The organism is Sanguibacteroides sp. AM78-02pH3A (genome assembly GCF_027666085.1).
In the GTDB taxonomy this organism is placed as follows: domain Bacteria; phylum Bacteroidota; class Bacteroidia; order Bacteroidales; family Marinifilaceae; genus Gabonibacter; species Gabonibacter massiliensis.
Window position 1 is genome coordinate 298,392 of the sequence record NZ_JAQEHX010000003.1, and the last position, 21,075, is coordinate 319,466.

Consider the following 21,075-nt stretch of genomic DNA (forward strand, 5'->3'; position numbering starts at 1 on the left):
GTCTTAAGGTATTTGTCGAATGGTAATTACTGCACCGGGAACTCGTTTATTGTCCACTGTGATGTATACTTTAGTTTCATGATTCGGGTCTGTTCCGGAATTATAGGGCCGGGTCGGTCGGACACTAAATTTCAGGAAAGGCGGATTGGTTCCTGAATGCGGAACCTCACCGGAGGTGACAGATTCGGGTGTAAATTCAAAATCGTAGCCGTTCGAAAGCGATACGTGCCACCTTCGACCGATCGGGTGTCTCAGGCGGATTCCGATACGCGTGGCTTCGGATTCTCGTAATTCGATGGCGGCAGGCAAAGTTCCTATCGTTATGTCGTCGATCCATGTCCCCCATTCGTATTCCGTCGGTCCGAATTCTTCGGTGACCGTATCTTTGTTCCAGGGGCGGATCTCGGTTTTAACATAAATGTTTTCGGGCGTCCAATTCCGAATTTCCGCGTTTACGGTCAGGGACGAGTTCCGGGGAATGGCATAACTTATGATATCCCCGGGTGTTTTTTGGTATTCTAAAATGGTAGAGTAGGTATGAGATTCGGAAGTCTCCGTGTAGTATGGTGAAGAATTTGTACCTGTTAATTGCCTTTGAATAACCTTAAAATGAAGCGGTAACCCTTCGTTTAAATCGTAAGGATTTTCCGGGAGATTTTCCGGTATATAAAAAACGGTTGTTGCGCTCCTGTCGTGGGTTATTGAAATTTTACGCGTGTTTATAAGATTGATATAAGAAGTCCAGCTATCGGTAGTACTTGTTTTATGTATTACCGGAGTCGTTGTACCGAGTATGCGAGGATTACTTTTGGATATCAGGGAGTAGTCAGGTGGCGAAGAGATGTTGAAGGCATCTATGATGTAACAGCTTGCGATTCCTGTAGGATCACTCCACCAGCTTGTTGCGTTTGTGAAAACGGCCGGTGGTAATTGATTCAGGTTTACCGTCACCCGGGAAAGGGTACGAACCAGAGAGATGTTGATTTCGTTTCGACTATAGGGTTTGATTGCTTGATTCAAAAGGTTTGCCGTCATCAAAAAAGGGGTGGTTTCGCTTGGAGTAAAGAGGGTAGTGTAGGTTATTTTTAGATCGAGCAGTTGCTGTTCGGTCGTGACACCTGCGAGTCGGGCGGCGAGACCCGTTTCCGAGTCCTCGTTGGCCACGAGGTAGATATTATGCTTGCCGGGGGTAGTTTCCGTCTCGATCGTGATCGAGGTCCGGTCGGAGGGATAGTAGCCGGATACGGGAAAGCGTTGGTTGTTGGGGATGGATGTGTTCGTGAGGGAGTTGTTGTAACGACTGATACTGCCGTCGGGATCGAAGATCAATACCCGGACGGTTTTTACCCGGTTGTCGACATTGGTGGCGCTGATATTCGTATTCGGGTTGGAGAGTGAAAAGGAGACCGTCGATCTTTTGGTTTCGGGTGCGATGTTTTCCTCCTCTCTCGCCGGGAATGAATCTTGGCAAGAAAACATCAAAAACAGGCCGAAATAAAAGAAAATGATTCGCATGGTCTTTTCTGGTTACCAGATAATGGTTTGGTTAATTACTTCTCCCCACGGTTTTACCACTACATGAACGGAAAGACTCGTGGTGGCAATGTAGATGACGATGTTCATGGTTTGATTGGCCGCGGCTTTTGCCGGTAAGGGCTCCGAGTGGATGACTTTTCCGTCCCGGAGGATGTCGAGGGTCATTTGTTGTTTTATGGAACAGGGAAGCAGATTGCGTATTCCGCTATACCAGGCTTTCTTTCCGTGCAAGATTTCGGGACGGGGATCGAAACGGTAGTCCACGGCCTCTCCCCCGGATTTACCGTGAAAGTCCAGACCTTCTGGAGTGTGCTTGAGTCTGAAACGGATATCGCTTTCTCCCAATCCCTGATCCATGTCGTAGCAGGTGATGGCCACACTGCCCACGCTCCGACAAAGAGTGACGGTTTGGATGCGCTCTTCGTCCGGTTCGTCGCAAGCCAAGCGGGTTATCCCGTGAAAAAGGTCGGAAGGAAAGTTGACATACTCCCCGTTACGTGTCAGCAGTAGCCGGCAAGCCGCAAGAGCGGGTTCGTCCGGAATGGAAAATGTCTCTCTCGTGTCGTCCTGGTTTCCCCAGATCACCACGGTAATCGAATCCCGGGTGGGGTATTCCAATTCGATGGGTTGCTGTTGTTGAATGGTGTTTCCGGCTATTCTTTGCTGTTTCACGAGTCGGCCGTCCTTGTCAAAAATAAAAAGTAAGCCTTCTCTGACAGGATATGGACGGGTTGCTGCTGCTTTTGCCTGAACGTCGAGCTTGACGTATAGCTTTGCCCGGAAGACCGATGGGGGACAGTTGCTCAGATCATCCCGGATACAACCGGAACATAGGATACAACCTGCCACTCCTATTTTCGTGATCAATGACTTTAACATGGTCTCGGTTTAAGACTGCTGTTCTCCGGAGTGAACAGCGGCTTTGGTTTTGTTTGCTTTATATTTTTTTAAGATTACCATATTACGCTTTGTGTAATGGGCGTATTCCAAGGTTCGAGTGTAATTTGAGCGTCTAACCAGGCATTGACCGCAACCCAGGGATTGTTTGCTCCTTTACGGGTGATCGTTACTTGGATGTCGTAAACGTTGTTGCGGATGATGGTGTACTCCTGTGTTTGTCCCGTGTTTACATTGATGATGATGGGATAATAGACGGTTTCTCCCTCTCCGGCTACAGAAGGGTCATCTTTCCATTTTCCTTCGATGACTAACATCGTGGAGGCCTTGTGGTCGGTGATGACGGAATATTCACCGCTTGCTGCTTCGTTACCGTTATTTTCGAACAGGTAGTAATAGAGGGGAGCCGTGGAGCTTACGCCGCCGTTGGGCCAGTTGTCGGCTAATGCTGTTGTCGGGGTAATCGTCGTCGGATCTTTAGGAATGGAGTGATAGCTGCCCGGGTAGAGCGTATTATTCTTAAAGGGTGTTGTTCCTCCCGGATTCGATCCGTAAACGAAGTTTTCAAAGCCGTTTACCTTTAACGAGGTTCCTGTCAACTTGGATTGGTTCTTGCCGTTTAGAATATAGACTTTGTTAATTGTCAGGTTGGTGTTGATAGAGGTCTCCTTTTCGCATCGGGTTAACATGACTTTGGCTACGATGCGTTTTACTTTAAAATCGTCACCCACGCTGGTGCCTGTAGTCGGAGAAGCCCCGTATCCCAACGCGTTTTGGCCTGCTTGTAAAGAGCTTGTCGTTGCCTTTCCTGCCACGGTGGAGTGCGAGAATTGGTTGGCGATGTTTTCAATTGCCGGAAGCTCGTCAACCTTCGTGATTGTGGACAGGTCGAGCATGGTGGTTCCGTCGGCTGCGTAGACATTACCGAAAGCGTAGACGTTGTAAGACTGTCCAGCTGTGACTAAAATGCCTTTGACTTCCGTCACGGAAGTCGTAGCTCCTTCGGCCTCGGCTTTTCCGTAACCCGCCTTCACGCCGTTGGCAAACACAAGTATCTGCAGGTTTTTAATATCTATACTTTCATGGGCATTGTGGGAGGAACCTGTGGCTTTGGCGGTTGGGGTTCCCGATACGCGTACGCTGATTGATGCGGTCCCTTCCGGTTGGGGTTGAGGGGCGGTTTTGTCGTCGGAACAGGCCCCGAAAAGAAGTGTTGTCAGGGCTAATGTCCAGAATTGAAATTTTTTCATGATCTTTCTTTTTGTTATTAATGATTGTTTTGTTATGAAGGATTCTGCTCCTCTATTTGTCTGATGTATTTTCCTGCTTCCGGGATTCCGGCAGCTTCGGCTTTCATCAGGAATTTCAATGCTTCCTCCTTCTCTCCCCTGAAAAGATGACAGATCCCCAACGGGAAGAAACTTCGAGGATCTTCTTTGTATTGCTGTAATAGGTCGAATGCTTCCGTGTAATCTCCTCGATTCAACCGCTCGATGCCCCGGTTGATTTCCGTTAGTACCGGATCGGGAGCGGCTTTATAGAAGATGCGGATGTAACAGGCATTCCGTAATTGCGGATAATATTGGTCGAGTAACACGATATAAGCACGACCTCCGTGAAGGCTTTGGAGAGCTTGTTCTCTTTTTTCCACGGGGTTGCGGTCGATAATTCTTAGAATTTCGTTTTTGTACTTCAAAGAAGAGGAAGCGATCAAACGGCGCAATTCCTTGTAGTTTGCCCCTCGTTGGTAAATGGTAAAATTGTTTGATTCTATATGATGTTTATTCGCAATGTAATCACGCAGGGCCTTGGCTCGTTTTTGAGCCAATTGCTGATTATACAGAGAATTACCTTCCGGCGAGGCATAGCCTTCGATGCTGATGTTGTCGATCGTGCAACGATCGATCTGTTTTAATCCGGTAATAGCGGAATCGATAACGTTTAGTACTTCCCGGTTATCGTTTAGCTCCGGATCTATGCTTGATTCGTTAACTTTAAAACGGATGACGATCCTTTGTTTGTCGGGTCGTTTCTCTCCGGTCGGACTTACAAAGGTATACCGTCGCATAAGTTCTCTTTCAGGAGCTATTATCGGGGGGATATCCAAACCGTAAGGGGTAATTTCTGTTTTGAAAGAGCAGGTAATGGAATAAGTTTGTTCCTGCCGGGGATAAGTTTTAGAACAACCTTCCTCTTCCGTTTGAATCCGGAGTTGGCAGACAGCCATCCATTCTTTGTAAGGAATTCGAGCCTTGTAATGTAAAATATCCTCTTCTTTGCCAAAAAACGTATGCTTCTCTTTTTCCGCAACTTTTGCTAGAAGCCGTTTTTGCAGACTGCGTTTGCGCCATTGTCTGCCTTTGATGACCACGGAAGGAAGTTTCTTCTGTTTAGTTTTATTTACTATTGCGGGGTAGATCCGGAGACAATGGCAACTTTTTACGGTATTCCGGGTTTTGGAAATGGTGAAACTTACGTGTATATAGCCGTTTTCCACCTTGGTTTCTAATTGCTCAAGAGTCAAATGGGCCTTTTGGGCTTTTGCCGAAGAAATGATGAGTAACAGAATATAGAGGATGTATTTCTTCATAAGGATTTATTTTAGCATGTAAACAATCGATAGTCCTAATTTCGTTGGAATGATGCGGTTCCCGGAGAAGTCCCCTTGTTTTTGACTGCATCTGTTGCATTTGTAGAGGGAATAATCCGTGTGAAGGAAACCGATACCGGCGGTAGCTTCAATGTTCCATCGGTTTCCTATAACCCAGACATACCCGTACGAGAGTCCGACGGTAAATCCCCGCCCCTCGTATCTTCGGTAAGATAGTGTGTTGACGAACGGTATTCTTTTTTTACTGATATTGAATTCTACTAATCCCACGTGAAGACCGAAAAAGTGACCGTAAAATCGCTCACAGGTCCAGTAACGGAACTCCGATCGTATCAGCACATGCTTCCATTTTTCGTTATGACGGAAGGTAAACGGGTTGTATCCTCCGTCGATGTTTAGCGAGGTCTGTTTTCCTAATCCCAATTCGATGGAGAAATTGGGAGTTGCTGTTCCCCAGTATAATGCGTTTGTTTTGATGGCTATTGTTTGTCCGTGTGATACGGAAATGAGAACGAGAATGAAAAAGAGAAAAAGAGACAATTTCATATTGTAGTACTGTTTATTTTTATACACGTTTATTCATTATTTATCAGAATGTAAATATTAACTATATGTTCCGATTCTATATAAGAATCAGAATAGTCTATTGATTGCATTATAGCATGAATTGTTTTTAAAATTAGATCGGATAGAATCCGTAGAACAATTTTTTCTACCTTTTGTCGATATAAAAGACTATAACGAGGTCACCTCTTCGTTGGCTTTGTCAAGCAAGCGGTTATCCAATGAATCCAAGTAGATGACAGTTGTTCGTTCAGAATGGTGTCCCATGCCTTCGCTGATGATGTGAAGAGGAATTCCTTTACGATGAGCGATAGTAGCCCAGCTATGCCGAGCCACATAAGAGGTTAGGGGTACGGGAAGATTTAATAATTCGGATATTTTTTTTAGTCGTTTGTTATGCAGGCGTTGGGCACTTTCGTATTGAAGTTGGAATGTACCATTTTTTCCCCGGATAATAGGTAAGAGGTAGGGGGATCCGGAGGTAAGGGATTGATACTTTTGGAGGATCTCTTTTAGATCAGGAGTAATTCGGATACGTAGGTATTGTTTGGTTTTCTGTCTCGTGTATTCGAGGTAATTGCCGATAACGGAAGTTTTTAAAAGATGAGCCATATCGATAAAGGCCATACCTCGCGTATAGAAACTGAACAGGAAAAGATCCTTTGACAGGTTCAATCCGTCGTTTTCTTCTAAGTTTAGTTTTTTCAAGTTGGCGATGACATTAGAGGAAACAGCTCTTTTCCTCGTTTTTTGTATGCCGGTATAAACAAGTCGGAATGGGTTTTCATCACGTTCGATAAAACCCTCTTCCAATGCTTTATTGTATAAGGAACGTAGAATCCTCATGTAAAATGATATGGAGTTTAGCTTTATTTCTTTAGTCTTAAGATATTCTTCGAAATCTTTTAATAAACCGGAATTGAGTTCCTCGAATTGTAATTTGCTTCTTTGGCAGAAAGAATAAAATACTCTAGAGGTTGTTCGGTAGTTGCGGGCCGTATGGAACCTTCCTCTCTTTTGCAGCTCTTCGATTTTTTTTTGTATGAACGGGAATAGGCCTTCGTTGTGTCGATTATTGTACAGGCGCAGGATATCTTCCATAGAGTAACTCTTTTGTTCACACAATTGCCGGATGATAGAGAAAAGAGTTTTTTTTTCTTTTATAACCTGCTTGTCGATCTCTTTCAAATAGTGGTATCGGTGAGGAACTGCTTGGAAAAAGATAACCTCCTCGTGCAAATTATTCCATTCGTAGGGGTATAGTTTATAAGGAAGTGTAATGGTTTTAACCTCTCTTTTGTGTATAAGTTGAATATATAGGGTAGCCGGCTTCCCGGATATTGTCGATAATCGGAGTTTAAACTTAATAGATGTCATATTACTATACCGTTGATAATCTTTGTTACGACGTTTATTGTTTTATGATTGGATTTGCCAGTTAATTAAAGTAAATATAATCAATTAGCCATAATAAAAAAAGAGCTTGGAATTTCCAAGCTCTTTTCGAGGATATAATTTAAAATTATTTCTCGGCATGCATGATAGCGGCTTGTGCGGCAGCTAAGCGTGCGATGGGAACGCGGAAGGGGGAACAAGAAACATAGTTCATACCTACTTTGTCACAGAAAATGACGGAAGATGGCTCTCCACCGTGTTCGCCGCAGATACCGACTTTTAATTTTTCATTGGTAGAGCGACCTAAGCGGGTACCCATTTCAACCAGACGTCCCACGCCGTTTTGATCTAAGATCTGGAACGGATCGTTTTTCAGAATTCCTTTATTGATATAGATGGGCAAGAATTTACCGGCATCGTCCCGGGAGAATCCGAATGTCATCTGGGTTAAGTCGTTGGTACCGAACGAGAAGAAGTCAGCTTCTTGAGCGATCAAATCTGCCGTAATGGCTGCACGCGGAATTTCGATCATCGTACCGATCAGGTATTCTACTTTTACGCCTTTCTCGATGAATACCAAATCTGCTACTTTGCGGATGATATCAGCCTGTAATTTCAATTCCTTCACGTCACCCACAAGCGGAACCATGATTTCCGGACGGGGATCCAATCCTTTTAATTTCAAGTTACATGCGGCTTCGATGATGGCGCGGGCCTGCATTTCGGTAATTTCGGGATAGGTATTCCCTAAACGGCACCCGCGGTGACCTAACATCGGGTTGAATTCGTGCAAAGCATCTACTTTTTGTTTTACCTCTTCGGCTGTAATACCCATTTCTTTGGCCATTTCGATCTGGGCTTCCAGCTCGTTCGGGGTAAACTCATGTAAGGGAGGATCCAACAGACGAACGGTTACTCCTAATCCGTCCATAGCCTCGAATATACCTTCGAAATCTCCTCTTTGCATCGGAAGCAGTTTCTCTAAGGCGGCACGGCGGCCGTTTTCGTCATCGGCCAGGATCATTTCGCGAACGGCTTTGATACGGTCTCCTTCGAAGAACATGTGCTCCGTACGGCACAGACCGATTCCTTTCGCTCCGAATGTGCGGGCTACTTTGGCGTCATGCGGCGTATCGGCATTGGTACGTACGTGCATGCGGGTGTACTTTTCAGCGATCTTCATGATCGTGCGGAAGTCTTCCGACAATTCGGCTTCAACGGTCTCTACCCGTCCGAGGTAAACTTCTCCGGTAGACCCGTTTAGTGAAATCCAGTCTCCTTCGTAAATGATCGTATCTTTTATGGAGAAACAGCGTTTTTCATAATCCACCACGATGGCTCCCGCCCCTGAAACACAACATTTACCCATTCCGCGGGCCACTACGGCCGCATGGGAGGTCATCCCTCCGCGAGCTGTCAGAATGCCCTCGGAAACGTTCATGCCCCGCAAATCTTCGGGAGAGGTCTCCAGACGAACCAAGATGACCTGTTCTCCTCTGGCTTTCCAGATTTCAGCCTCGTCGGCAAAGAATACGACCCGTCCGCAAGCTGCTCCCGGAGAGGCCGGAAGACCTTTGGTCAAAACTTTCGCTTTGGCTTTGGCTCCTTTATCGAATACAGGGTGGAGTAATTCATCTAATTTATTCGGTTCCATGCGGAGAAGGGCCGTTTTTTCATCGATCAGTCCTTCGTTCAACATGTCGACAGCCATTTTTACCATAGCCGTTCCCGTGCGTTTTCCGTTGCGGGTTTGGAGCATCCATAATTTGCCGTCCTGGATAGTAAATTCCAAATCTTGCATATCGTGGAAATAATCCTCCAACTTTTGTTGAGTGGCATTGAGGTCGGCGAAGGCTTGAGGCATCGTCTCCTCCAAGGAAGGATAAAAGCTGGCCCGAACCTCTTCGGTTATATTTTGTTGTTTGGCCCAACGGCGCGAACCTTCAATGGTAATCTCTTGAGGGGTACGGATTCCCGCTACCACATCTTCCCCTTGAGCGTTGATCAGGTATTCTCCGTTAAAGATATTCTCTCCGGTAGAAGCATCACGCGTGAAAGCTACTCCCGTGGCGGAACTATTACCCATGTTTCCGTATACCATGGCTTGAACGTTTACGGCGGTTCCCCACTCTTCAGGGATTTGGTTTAGTTGACGATACAGGATGGCACGTTCGGTCATCCACGAATCGAACACGGCGCAGATGGCTCCCCATAGTTGTTCCCAAGGACAAGTCGGAAAATCTTTACCGGTTTTATTTTTAACGACTTCTTTGAATTTCTTTACCAGAATTTGTAAGTCTTCTGTGGTGAAATCGGTATCGCTTGCGATATTTTTTTCTAATTTTAATTTATCGATTTCGGCTTCGAAAGGATCGTGCTCACCTTTGGCTGCTGCAACTCCCATGACTACGCCACCGTACATTTGTACAAAACGACGGTAAGAATCCCATGCGAAACGGGCGTTACCCGATTTCTCCGCAACGATTTTAACGGCATCGTCGTTCATTCCTAAATTAAGAACCGTATCCATCATTCCCGGCATGGAGACCCGGGCTCCGGAACGTACGGAAACCAAAAGAGGGAAGGCTTCACCCTTTGAACCGAACTTGGCATTCATTAACTTTTCAGTTGCGGCAATACCTGCTTTTACATCGGATTCTATTAATTTTACAACCGCATCACGTCCTTCTTGATTATAGAGCGTACAGACCTCTGTTGTAATAGTGAAACCCGCTGGTACAGGAACTCCGATAAGATTCATTTCGGCAAGATTGGCGCCCTTACCTCCGAGCAGATTTCTCATATCTGCCCGTCCTTCTGCTTTTCCGTCGCCAAAAGTGTAAACATACTTCGTACTCATATTCTGTTAGATTTTTCATTTATCTCCTGCCTGTCAGGAGACGGTTATTTATATAGATCATTCTTGTATTCCAAATATTAACCCCGGAAAGCGTATGGTTCAACGGCAACCGGATTAGGGGTGCAAATATAGTTTTTTTTATTCAATCTCTAAAGTAGCTTTTTGTATTAAAGTCAAGCGAACGTTCGGGGATTGAAAAATATTCACTTTTCTTACTTATTGGATGTAAATTTATCTTTTTTTGATGAGGTAACAAAAAAAGAATAAACTTTTGTCAAACTTTTTAGTGTCTATTGTCCAATTTTAGGCGAAGGGATTACGGAAACAGTATGCAGGGTACGAATACGTTTTTATAGGTGATGGTGGTTATCGCTTTATTTTGTTTATTTATCTTTGATTTTCACCCATTTCACTGCATCGGCCACTATGCTTTTAAGTGGGGTGTGGCGTTTGTCTTTTTCCTCCTCTTTTTCTACAGGGGCCCTATCGTCTAAGATCACGAACGATTTTCCTCGTTTTAATTCGAATTCACCCAAAGAAGCCCATCTCCCTTTTTCCCACGGGAGTAAGATCTCTTCGGATTTCGATCCTTCTCCTTTTACCGTGTAGTATTGGGCTTTCTGGGGGCTCCACGCCTCGGGGTGCATTGCAAGAATCTCGTAAATTCCGTCTTCGGGAATGTCGGCTGACCATTCTGCTTTACAGGAGCCGTTTCCGGCTCTTTTCAGGTATATACTCCTGTACTCGTTTCCGTGAGCATTACCGCGAAACTCTTTTTGCCAGGGGCCTGTCAGGATCATCTCTCCGCCGGAACTCTTTTCGGAGAAAAATTTCGGCCGGTTATTTCCCGGAAAGATCAATCTGAATCCGGGGTCCTCGTTGTCCACGATGATTTCTCCGTTTTGGGGGTTGAACACTGACGGCGATATATCCTTAATCCCTTCTCTCGTGTCCCGGGTGGTCCCGGTTTCAGTGGTTTGCATGACGGATGGGAGATTACGCGAGATACCCAAATCCAAGGTAAACATATTTGAACTCCCGTGCAAGCGGACCTCCTTGCATTCTCCCGGTTGAAGCCAAAGATGATAGGATCCCTCGTGGGAAAAAGAGTAAACGATGAAGCCCGGGTGTTCTCCCGTGTTCCAAATTTGAAAACGAGCCATCCATCCACTCCCGTACTCTTGTTCCACCCGTTCGTTCTTTAAATTTTGTACCCGAAAGTTCGTTACTGCTTGGGAATCCCACGCCTGTAATACTTGCTCGAAATCAAATTCCAACTCCGATCGTATGGCCTGGCATAACGTATCGAGAGGAATTTCCCCCTGATATGCGGTATAAAAGGAGCGCAGGAACCGGTAGAATTTCTTTTGCGGAACATGAACCGCCACGCGATCCAATAAAGCTCCTGTTTTTAAAGCCATCATCTGCTGCAAAACGTAAGACGGAATACTTCGGTCTTGCAGCGCCTCTTCTAACGTGTGATCTTGCAGGTAAACGTGAGCGGCCAGATCACTGTTGTAAATGATTATCGTATTTGCAGCTTTGGAGTAATGTTCGCCTTTGGCGATGAATTGTTTTAATATCCGGTCGATTGTCCGGTAACGGGAGGAGACGATGGTCACTGCCGGTTCTGTAAACATAGGCAGACAACAATAGGGGTTTAATACGAAAGAAGGGCTTAGGCGAGCTTTTTTTAAATTGAGTCTCTCTAAAAACGGGTTATTTGCGTTGCTGAGACTCGACGGGTCTAAAAAAGGATTTGTTATCAAAAAAGAACCTCTGATGAGACGTATCGCTTCTTCCTCTTGTTTTGCGTTTTTCCGTGAAAAGAAAGCGTAAGCATTCATGTTCATTCCTATTCCTCGTTCGCCTAACAACACCATTCCCGGTTGAACGTATTCGCTTCGTCCTTTCCATGTCCGGGCATGAGAAACAAACGGGAGCGGGGTTTCCACCAACAGCAGGCGACCTCCTTCGTCCGTGTACCAATCCCGGCGCAGTATAAAGTCTGAGATATGATCTTCTTTTTCGGGAGCGTAAATAGAAAAAGAGATAACCTTTCCTAAGCTGGTTAAAATATTTGTTTCTACTTGCTTTAAAATTTTTTCCCCGTCGAATTGTTGGATAAGAGGTGTTACGAAATCATTTTCTTTGAAATAATACCAATCCACTTTTATATCTTGTAAAGATATCGTTCGATGCTCGTAATTTCCGGCACAGAGAGTTACTCCTTCCAACGGACGGGATGGCGAAAACAATAGCGTGTCGCCTTGCCGGGACGGTTTGCCCTGTGATAATACGACCGGTTGTACGGGGGCCACGATCCGGAGGCGATAAAGCGTATAGTCTTTACCTGACAAGAACGGGAGGGAGGGATTGACGGGAGGGATGGTCACGGGATACCACATTACTTCCGGAACCAGTACCAACGAGGTATTGCTTACCAACACGTGGCGACGACCCAGGTGGAAGAAATTATTATTGCGTCTCGTGTCGTAATACGATTTGTCGTCTGAATCTAAGTAAGCTATCCTGCCATCCGGTACACCGGAGTAACGTACGGATAAACGGACGCTATCTCCGGCTGCCAGAGAACGCTCGATCAATATCGCCTGGCCGTCGCGGGTAAAGGCAAGCGGTTTATCCCGTTCCTCTATATGCTTTACCGTCAATCCCGGATTTAGGTACAACACGATACGGGATACCGCTTCCTTGTTCGGATTTTGTAACGTCAAGTCGTTAACGGATGTGATCCGGTCGCCCGTTTGACGGAGCGTGATATCGTGCCTCGACACTCTACAAGATTTTTCTCCGGCATGACGGTCAAAAGCAGCACGAAATTCGGCCCTCGCAGATTTTTCCTGCATGAAGTCACGAGCGTAAATACTGCCTAATAGCATCCCGATAAACAGCAAGGCGATGCCACCGTAACAGCATCGGGCAATCGTTCGTTGTTCGTTCGGTATTCGTTTACAGAAACGAATTGCCCAGTAGGTAAAACCGACTCCTGCCAACAAGTAAACCGAACGGTGGAGCAAATAATGCCAGCCGTCCACATGGCCTGTTGCCACGGAAAAAATATTCGACAAGGAACTCCCCGTGAAGTCGAACAGCCCATGGAATACACCCGGCAAAATTGTTACCGAGCAATAAAGGAATATCAATAATAATATCGCGGATAATACCCGGGAGCGAGTCAGCCACGTCATCCACAACGCGAATCCCGTGAAGAATATCAGAGACGGTACTGTTAGTGTTAGGAAATAATACAAATAATACAACGGGTTAAAGGGTGCCTGGCTACCCCAAATGTTTATCCCGCAACACGCGAGCAGGGAAAAGAATCCTACAGCGAGTAGTACAAAAATGATTCCCACTGTTTTACCGAGGAAATACTCCCCGTTACTCACGGAACGGGCGTGTAACGACTCTAACATGCCTCCTCTTTGTTCGCGGGTAAACAGATTTACCCACACAAAGATCACGATGAAGCTCTGCACGATATTATAGAGGTAAGCATTTACCAATGGAAATGAAAAGGTTTGGTGATGCATCAACCAACTCCACCCCCATGCGGTTACTTTACCTTGTACCAACCATTGCAATAAGGTTATGCCCCCGATGGTAAGTGTAACCAGAACCCAAAAAAGAAATGAACGGCATATCGCTCGAGCCTCGTATGAAGCCACGACTTTTACCTTCTTTAAATCCACGATACGATTTGTATTTAATTAATAAGGTTCGGTTATGGCTGATCTTCCTCCTTTATAGCGTCGCCGATCACTATATTCGTCGAAGCGGATGGTGCTTGTCGGAATTCCGTATACCACATGGTGGTAACGAATGTATTTGTTGTTACGATTATGTCATTTCCATACTGATTCGTAAATATTATTGAGGTCGTTATCATGGCAGTTCCGATTCTAATCCCCACGAGTCTCAAAATCCAGCTGAATATGCTATTGGAATTGTGAAACTGGAGTTCTGTTACGGACACAATATCTGGATTATTTGATATGACGGACCTGCTTACTACTATGAAACCTTCTGGATCAATATGATATTGCATGATATATGAGTCGTCTACATACATTTGTACGTTACTATTCTCGGGAGAGATTCTTTGTGCCATGGAGGCATTTACTGTAAATAATGCTATGATAAAAAAGCATGCGACTGTAAATTTTTTGATCTTCATGCTGTTTGAATTTTTATTGAAAGTAATTAATCTCGTTTATTCCTTTTCTTTGGGATTATTTTTAATTTTTATTTCTATCCCGTTTTTATCGGTTACCGTAATTTTGCGGGAAACTACTCGTTCTTGCCCGTTCTGATAATAGAACTTGTATTTATAGGTCGTTGTTCTTTCCGGTTTGATTACGAACGTGTATTTACAGTTCTTGATCTCTTGTGTTGTCGGCTTGTAAACAGCTGTATCAAAAACTATCGTTTTTACTACTTGGGGATTCCAGGCTACCTCTACAGTAAGCGGGGTACCTTTTTGAATAACAGTCCCTTCCACTTTCGTCAGTTTACCTTTGTCCCGAAAATACACGTAAGAAGCCCATTTTTCTTCCCGGGAAATTTCTTTTACAATTGTTTTTATTTTTTTTTGGGAAGTAGTATCCTTTGCTTGTGCTTTTACTTCCGCCATCGTGCAACATAATATTACTACAAATAATAGACACCATTTTTTCATAATGTTTGATTTTTAATGATTAGTAATTAACGTTATTTACTTCCTTTCTTGATAATTTTTTAACTCTTCTTCTTTTATCTCGACCCCGTTTTTATCCGTTACCGTGATTTTGCGGGAAGCTGATTCTTCTTTACCGTCTTGATAGTAGTGTTTGTAGTTATAGGTCGTTGTTCTTTCTGGCTTAATCGTGAACGTGTATTTCCCGGCTTTAATTTCTTGAGGAGTCGGTTTGTAAACCGTGGTATCGAATACGACTTTTTTTATCATCTGGGGATTCCAAGCCACCTCTACGGTAAGCGTGGTACCTTTTGGAATAATAGACTCTTTAATTTTCATTTTTTGGCCTTTATTCAAAAAATATACTCTGGAAAGCCAGATTTCTTTTCGGGAAACTACTTCCTGGGTTGTTTTCATTTTACCTTGTGAAGCGGTGTCCTTAGATTGAGCGTTTGTTTCCATCCCTACAAGGCATAATAACACCGCAAATAGTAAGCACCATTTTTTCATAATGTTTGATTTTTAATGATTAGTAATTAACGTTATTTACTTCCTTTCTTGATAATTTTTTAACTCTTCTTCTTTTATCTCGACCCCGTTTTTATCCGTTACCGTGATTTTACGGGAAATTAATAATTCTTTATCGTCATGGTCGTATATTTTATAATCGTATGTCGTTGTTTTTTTTTAGGCTTGATCGTAAACGTGTATTTAGAGTCTTTGATCTCTTGTGGGGTAGGCCTATAGACGACAGTGTCAAAAACGACTTTTTTTATTAGTTGAGGATTCCAGGCAACCTCGATGATAAGCGTGGTACCTTGTTGAATGACAGATTCTTTAATCTTCATCGGTTTGCCCTTGTTCAAAAAGTATACCTTCGTTTGCCACGTTTTTTGTTGGGAAATCACTTCTTGAATTATTCTTTTTTGACGAGTGGTATCCTTTTGGGCTTTTGCCTCCATTCCAACGAAGCATAGCAACGCTGCGAATAACAAATTCCATTTTTTTCATTTTATAAATTCAACATTATAAATATAAATTATAAAATATCTCTTCAAATATAATTTATTGTATTTTAAAATCCAAATGATAATAATAAAAATTAATAATCAATTTATAATGATTATTTAAACTAATGTGAAATTCAAAAGGAGGTATGAGCGGAAAGGGTTGGTAAAAGAGAGTCTCCGTATTTCTTTAAGGGGGTGTGTTGTGATTGTTTTGGGAAAAGAATCATGAAAAAAGAGAGAAATGTTAAATATTTAACAGAAAAAGTGTATTTTCGCAACTTCAATAGAAGTGTCGAGGTTAATGAATACAAGGCAAAGAAGATACAGGGATTATCCGACTTTTTTTAAAGGTTTATTTCAGGAGCGGGTGCAAAAACTCTCTATAGACGGGGGATTTACCTGTCCGAACAGGGACGGGAGCAAGGGAACGGGAGGATGTACTTTTTGTAATAACGAGAGCTTTACGCCTGAATACTGCCGGTGTGCGGGGAGTATTACCCGTCAGATAGAGGAGGGAATTCGCTTTTTCGATGCGAAATATAAGGGGCAGAAATATTTGGCCTATTTTCAGTCTTACTCGAATACGTATGCACCCATGGATGTTTTGCGGAAGCGCTACGCCGAGGCTTTATCGCATCCGAAAATTGTCGGTTTGGTGATCGGTACCCGTCCGGACACGGTTACCCCGGAAATTTTAGATTATTTGGGAGAGTTGTCGCGTGAAAGATATGTTTGCGTGGAGTACGGTGTCGAATCGGTTCACGATGAGGTTTTATGTCGTATCAATAGAGGGCATGGTTATGCCGAATCGGAATGGGCTATTCGGGAGACAGCCAAACGGGGAGTTGCTGTCGGTGCCCATCTGATATTCGGTTTACCCGGAGAGAGCCGGGATGAGATGTTGAGCGGAGCTGTCCGTTTGTGCGAGTTGCCGATACAAGTGTTGAAACTGCATCAGTTACAGATTATAAAGGGTACCCGTATGGCTGAGCAGTATGCGGCGGCCCCGGATGCGTTCGGACTTTACACTTTGGAAGATTATTTAGAGTTCGTGGTGGACGTGATCGGGCATGTCCGTCCGGATCTATATTTAGAGCGTTTCGTGAATCAGGCTCCTTCGGATTATCTGATTGCTCCCAAATGGGGCGTGAAGAATTTTGAGTTTGCGGCCATGTTGGAAAAACGTTTGGAGGAGAGAGAGGTATGGCAAGGGAAATGGAGAGATCAGGGGATAAAGGGGTTGAATAGTTGAATGATTATGTGATATAATGATTGGGAGATTGAAAAGATTGAGGATTATAGATTAAAGGATTCTGAGATTAAGCGGTTTTGAGATTCAAATTGAATCACTGAATTCGATTGATCTAAAATTTACGATGAACGGATTTCGTGATTGAGAGATAAGTTTTTTGAAATTTGTAGTATATATGGTAGGACAAGAGAAGGTATATGAAATTTTGGCAACGTTGGGAATTACGTTCGATTATGTGGAGCATCCGGCAGCTCCGACCATAGAAATTGCCAGGCAATATTGGAAGAACCTGGACAGTACCCATTGTAAAAATTTATTTTTCCGGAATCATAAAGGAGACCGGCATTATTTAGTCATATTCGACTGTGATCACGATTTGGCCATTCATGATTTGGAGAAAAGGCTGCAACAGGGAAAATTGAGTTTCGCTTCGGAGAAAAGAATGGAGAAATACTTAGGCTTGCGTCCCGGTTCCGTAAGTCCTTTCGGGTTAATCAATGATACGGAACATCATGTACATGTTTTTTTGGATGAGAATTTACGAAAGGCACAAAAACTCTCTTTTCATCCGAATGATAATCGGGCTTCTTTGGCTGTTAAAGTAGAAGATTTTATCCGGTACATGGATCAAACCGGGAACGGTTACGAGTGGATAGAACTATATTAATTGTAGATTGACGATTGTGGATTAAAGGATTCTGAGATTGAGCGATTTAGAGATTAAAAAGATTGTATATTGTAATTGTAAATGGAACGCTATTTTCTTAATTTACAATCTACAATCTAAAATTTACAATGAACACGTGGATCGGGAGATTAAAGAGATGGTGTGATTAGGATTTGGACCCTATTGATATGACGGACGTTATGAATTTTATAAACTTTTAGATTAATAAATATGTTGAGTGTAGCACAGGTTGTAGAAGATATCGTGAAGCATAAACCCTATCTGTCGGAGTCTTTAGCCATGGGGTTGATTAATATTTCGGCTTTGGCCCGGCAGATCAAATCGGAGGTGGAAGCGGCGTTGAAAAAAGAGGTTAATCCGGGAGCGATTGTTATGGCCTTGAATCGTTTGGCTCCCTATTTTCAAGTCCGTGAGCAGGTGCAGTTGAATAAGTTGCTTAATAATATGGGAGATATCATATTGCGAAGTAATTTATGCGATTACACGTTTAAAAATTCCAATACATTGTTGGAGTGTCATATTCGGGTATTGAAAAATATATCCCAAAAAGAGGAGGTTTTTTACACGATGGTACAGGGGGTGTTCGAGACGAATTTAGTCGTGAGCGATACGATGGAGGCGGCTATCGATAACTATTTTAAAGGAGAACAATGTATATTTAAACAAAGCGGTTTGTCTTCCGTGACGCTAAAACTGCCCAAGGGAAATATCCTGCAACCCGGTTTCTATTACAGTATAATGAAAGAGTTATCCTGGGAGGGAATTAACCTGACCGAGGTTATTTCTTCCACGAATGAATTTACGGTAGTAGTGGATAATTCTTTAATAGATAAGACATTCGTGGTTTTAAAGAATATAAGCCGGAAATAAATAGTGAGATAAAAGTTTATAAAATGTATTTGTTTTATGTGAAAATGGATGATATTGTGTCGTGTTTTTAGTTTTTAACATTTAGTTTTTAGATTGACGGTTAAAATTACTAATTTTGCAAGAAATGAATAAATAGAGAATTTAGTAGAGAAAGACAGATGCGATAAGGGCATTTTTCAATTTCCAAATTTCAATTAATAGCATATGTTTGAGAATCTATCCGAAAGATTAGAAAAGTCGTTTCAGATTTTAAAAGGACAGGGGAGAATAACAGAGATCAATGTGGCTGAAACCCTGAAAGAGGTGAGACGTTCGTTATTGGATGCCGATGTAAACTATAAAATTGCGAAGGAATTTACCAATACGGTAAAGGAGAAGGCGTTGGGCATGAACGTGCTCACTGCGGTGAAACCGGGGCAGATGATGGTGAAGATCGTGCATGACGAGTTGATCCAGTTGATGGGGGGAACCCATGTTGATATTGATATAAAAGGAAATCCGGCCGTTATTCTGATGTCCGGATTACAAGGTTCCGGTAAGACCACTTTCTCCGGGAAGTTAGCCAATTTGTTGAAGACCAAAAAGGGGAAGAATCCTTTGTTGGTTGCCTGCGACGTCTATCGGCCGGCTGCTATCGAGCAGTTGAAAGTATTGGGTGAGCAGATCGGTGTTCCGGTATATAGCGAAGAAGGGAATAATAATCCCGTGCAGATTGCTTTAAATGCCATCAGGCAGGCGAAAGCGACAGGGCGGGACGTCGTTATCGTCGATACGGCGGGACGTTTGGCTATCGATGAGCAGATGATGAATGAGATCTCTGCGATAAAAAAAGCGATAGAGCCTAATGAAACTTTGTTCGTGGTGGATGCCATGACCGGACAAGATGCGGTGAATACGGCTAAGGAATTTAACGATCGGTTGAATTTTAACGGTGTTGTCCTGACGAAATTAGATGGAGATACGCGCGGCGGAGCCGCGTTGTCTATCCGTACGGTGGTGGATAAACCGATTAAATTTGTCGGAACGGGAGAGAAGTTGGAAGCTTTGGATGTATTCCATCCGGAACGTATGGCAGACCGAATCTTGGGAATGGGAGATATCGTTTCCTTGGTAGAGAAGGCTCAAGAACAATTTGATGCGGAAGAAGCCAAAAAATTGCAGAAAAAGATTGCCAAGAATCAATTCAATTTCAACGATTTCCTGAGTCAAATCCAACAGATAAAAAAAATGGGAAATATAAAAGATTTGGCTTCTATGATTCCCGGTGTAGGGCGTGCTTTGAAAGATGTGGATATCGATGATGATGCTTTTAAAGGAGTGGAGGCTATTATTTTTTCCATGACACCCCAGGAGCGAGAAAACCCGGAATTGATCAACGGTTCTCGCCGTAAACGTATAGCCATGGGAAGCGGAACAACCATTCAGGATGTAAATCGTTTGCTGAAACAATTCGATGAGTCTAAAAAAATGATGCGGATGTTGTCCAAGGGCGGTAAGATGATGGGAAATGCCGCTATGAGAAGAAGATAATAATTAATTGACGATTGACAATTGTAGATTTTGGATTAAGCGATTATAAGAATGAGTGAGTAACGATGGGGAGATTGGTAAGCTACGATTTGCATTAAAAAGATCAGGCAATTGATAATTTACAATTTAAAAATAAAAGATGGAGATTATTGACGGAAAAAAAGTTTCGACGCGGATCAAAGAGGAGATCGCGGAAGAGGTGGCTCGCTTGCTTGCCGAGGGAAAGAAGATCCCCCATTTGGCTGCCGTTTTGGTAGGCAATGACGGAGCGAGTGAAACCTATGTGGCCAGTAAAGTAAAAGCATGTCAAGCCGTGGGGATTAAAAGTACCGAACTAAGATACGGTAGTGATATTGCCGAAGAGCAATTATTGGAGGTAATCCGACAATTGAATGAGGATTCGGATATAGACGGTTTTATCGTGCAACTTCCTTTGCCGAAACATATTTCCGAAGAGAGAGTATTAAATACGATTCATCCCGATAAAGATGTGGATGGATTTCACCCGTGTAACGTGGGTAAGATGGTGTTAGGGTTACCGACCTACCTTCCGGCAACTCCCGCCGGGATCATGGAACTGTTGGCTCGTTACCACATCGATACGGAAGGAAAACATTGCGTCGTAGTGGGACGAAGTAACATCGTCGGGACCCCGATGGCCGTGCTGATGTCCCGTAAGGCAAAGCACGCGAACTGTACGGTGACTATGTGTCACAGCAGAACCTCCAATCTGAAAGAGATTACCCGGCAAGCCGATATTTTGATCGTTGCCATAGGCGTTCCTCATTTTATCACGAAAGATATGGTACGAGAAGGGTGTGTCGTCGTCGACGTGGGAATTCATCGGGTTCCTTCTGAAACGACTAAAAGCGGTTGGAAATTGGTAGGAGACGTCGATTTTGAGCAGGTAGCTCCCTCGTGTTCTTACATAACTCCGGTTCCGGGAGGAGTAGGACCAATGACGATCGTTTCTCTTTTGCAGAATACGATCAAAGCCTGTAAAGCGAAACATTAATGATACGGGTAGTGGGATTTTGTGCTTGGGAGATGAAAGGAGGTTGTGATTCAACTCGCTCGTCTAATCATTCAATCTCTCAATCACCTAATCTCTCAATCACCTAGTCACTCAATCACCTAGTCACTCAATCACCTAGTCACTCAATCTC

The 21,075-nt window shown here is 43.6% G+C and carries 17 protein-coding genes; 5 read left to right on the plus strand and 12 right to left on the minus strand.

Features of this window, described 5'->3' with window-relative positions:
• Window positions 1-3 precede the first annotated feature (3 nt).
• From PGR74_RS06265 to PGR74_RS06320, 12 genes are all read right to left on the minus strand, one after another.
• A complete protein-coding gene (locus PGR74_RS06265; protein WP_041504276.1) occupies window positions 4-1,515 on the minus strand; it encodes a fimbrial protein in 1,512 nt (503 codons plus the stop codon).
• A 12-nt stretch (window positions 1,516-1,527) separates the two neighbouring features.
• Window positions 1,528-2,415 carry a FimB/Mfa2 family fimbrial subunit gene (locus PGR74_RS06270; protein WP_041504277.1) on the minus strand — a complete coding sequence of 296 codons (888 nt, stop codon included), beginning with the start codon at window positions 2,413-2,415 and terminating at the stop codon, window positions 1,528-1,530.
• Window positions 2,416-2,489: 74 nt separating this feature from the next.
• Window positions 2,490-3,683, minus strand: a complete 1,194-nt coding sequence (locus tag PGR74_RS06275) for a fimbrial protein (protein WP_041504278.1) — start codon at window positions 3,681-3,683, stop codon at window positions 2,490-2,492.
• A gap of 32 nt (window positions 3,684-3,715) precedes the next feature.
• Complete coding sequence (locus tag PGR74_RS06280) at window positions 3,716-5,023, minus strand: OmpA family protein (protein ID WP_041504279.1); 1,308 nt, start codon at window positions 5,021-5,023, stop codon at window positions 3,716-3,718.
• Between the two features lie 6 nt (window positions 5,024-5,029).
• Window positions 5,030-5,590, minus strand: coding sequence for a DUF3575 domain-containing protein (locus PGR74_RS06285; RefSeq protein ID WP_041504280.1), 561 nt, complete (start codon window positions 5,588-5,590; stop codon window positions 5,030-5,032).
• A 189-nt stretch (window positions 5,591-5,779) separates the two neighbouring features.
• Window positions 5,780-6,985, minus strand: a complete 1,206-nt coding sequence (locus PGR74_RS06290; RefSeq protein ID WP_041504281.1) for a tyrosine-type recombinase/integrase — start codon at window positions 6,983-6,985, stop codon at window positions 5,780-5,782.
• A gap of 145 nt (window positions 6,986-7,130) precedes the next feature.
• Window positions 7,131-9,863: a pyruvate, phosphate dikinase gene (gene ppdK, locus PGR74_RS06295; RefSeq protein ID WP_041504282.1), complete on the minus strand. Its 2,733-nt coding sequence runs from the start codon at window positions 9,861-9,863 to the stop codon at window positions 7,131-7,133.
• A 383-nt stretch (window positions 9,864-10,246) separates the two neighbouring features.
• Entirely contained in the window at window positions 10,247-13,576 is a 3,330-nt protein-coding gene (locus tag PGR74_RS06300) for a golvesin C-terminal-like domain-containing protein (protein ID WP_270516844.1), read from the minus strand.
• A 521-nt stretch (window positions 13,577-14,097) separates the two neighbouring features.
• Entirely contained in the window at window positions 14,098-14,562 is a 465-nt protein-coding gene (locus PGR74_RS06305) for a hypothetical protein (protein WP_041505110.1), read from the minus strand.
• 36 nt (window positions 14,563-14,598) lie between these two features.
• Window positions 14,599-15,069: a hypothetical protein gene (locus PGR74_RS06310; protein WP_041505111.1), complete on the minus strand. Its 471-nt coding sequence runs from the start codon at window positions 15,067-15,069 to the stop codon at window positions 14,599-14,601.
• A gap of 119 nt (window positions 15,070-15,188) precedes the next feature.
• Window positions 15,189-15,407 (minus strand): hypothetical protein, encoded by a 219-nt coding sequence (locus PGR74_RS06315; RefSeq protein WP_146216443.1) that lies wholly within the window; start codon window positions 15,405-15,407, stop codon window positions 15,189-15,191.
• Complete coding sequence (locus tag PGR74_RS06320; RefSeq protein ID WP_160289155.1) at window positions 15,397-15,561, minus strand: hypothetical protein; 165 nt, start codon at window positions 15,559-15,561, stop codon at window positions 15,397-15,399. The genes PGR74_RS06315 and PGR74_RS06320 overlap by 11 nt, the downstream gene beginning before the upstream one ends.
• Window positions 15,562-15,870: 309 nt before the next feature.
• Here PGR74_RS06320 and PGR74_RS06325 point away from each other — a divergent pair, with 309 nt between their 5' ends.
• From PGR74_RS06325 to folD, 5 genes are all read left to right on the plus strand, one after another.
• Window positions 15,871-16,821, plus strand: coding sequence for a TIGR01212 family radical SAM protein (locus PGR74_RS06325; protein ID WP_041504287.1), 951 nt, complete (start codon window positions 15,871-15,873; stop codon window positions 16,819-16,821).
• A 175-nt stretch (window positions 16,822-16,996) separates the two neighbouring features.
• Window positions 16,997-17,488, plus strand: coding sequence for a prolyl-tRNA synthetase associated domain-containing protein (locus tag PGR74_RS06330; protein WP_041504288.1), 492 nt, complete (start codon window positions 16,997-16,999; stop codon window positions 17,486-17,488).
• Window positions 17,489-17,719: 231 nt separating this feature from the next.
• Window positions 17,720-18,379, plus strand: coding sequence for a hypothetical protein (locus tag PGR74_RS06335; RefSeq protein ID WP_041504289.1), 660 nt, complete (start codon window positions 17,720-17,722; stop codon window positions 18,377-18,379).
• 204 nt (window positions 18,380-18,583) lie between these two features.
• The gene (gene ffh / locus PGR74_RS06340; protein WP_041504290.1) at window positions 18,584-19,909 is read left to right on the plus strand and encodes a signal recognition particle protein; all 1,326 of its coding nucleotides are present in this window, start codon (window positions 18,584-18,586) and stop codon (window positions 19,907-19,909) included.
• A 139-nt stretch (window positions 19,910-20,048) separates the two neighbouring features.
• Window positions 20,049-20,924, plus strand: coding sequence for a bifunctional methylenetetrahydrofolate dehydrogenase/methenyltetrahydrofolate cyclohydrolase FolD (folD, locus tag PGR74_RS06345; RefSeq protein ID WP_270516846.1), 876 nt, complete (start codon window positions 20,049-20,051; stop codon window positions 20,922-20,924).
• Window positions 20,925-21,075: the final 151 nt, after the last annotated feature.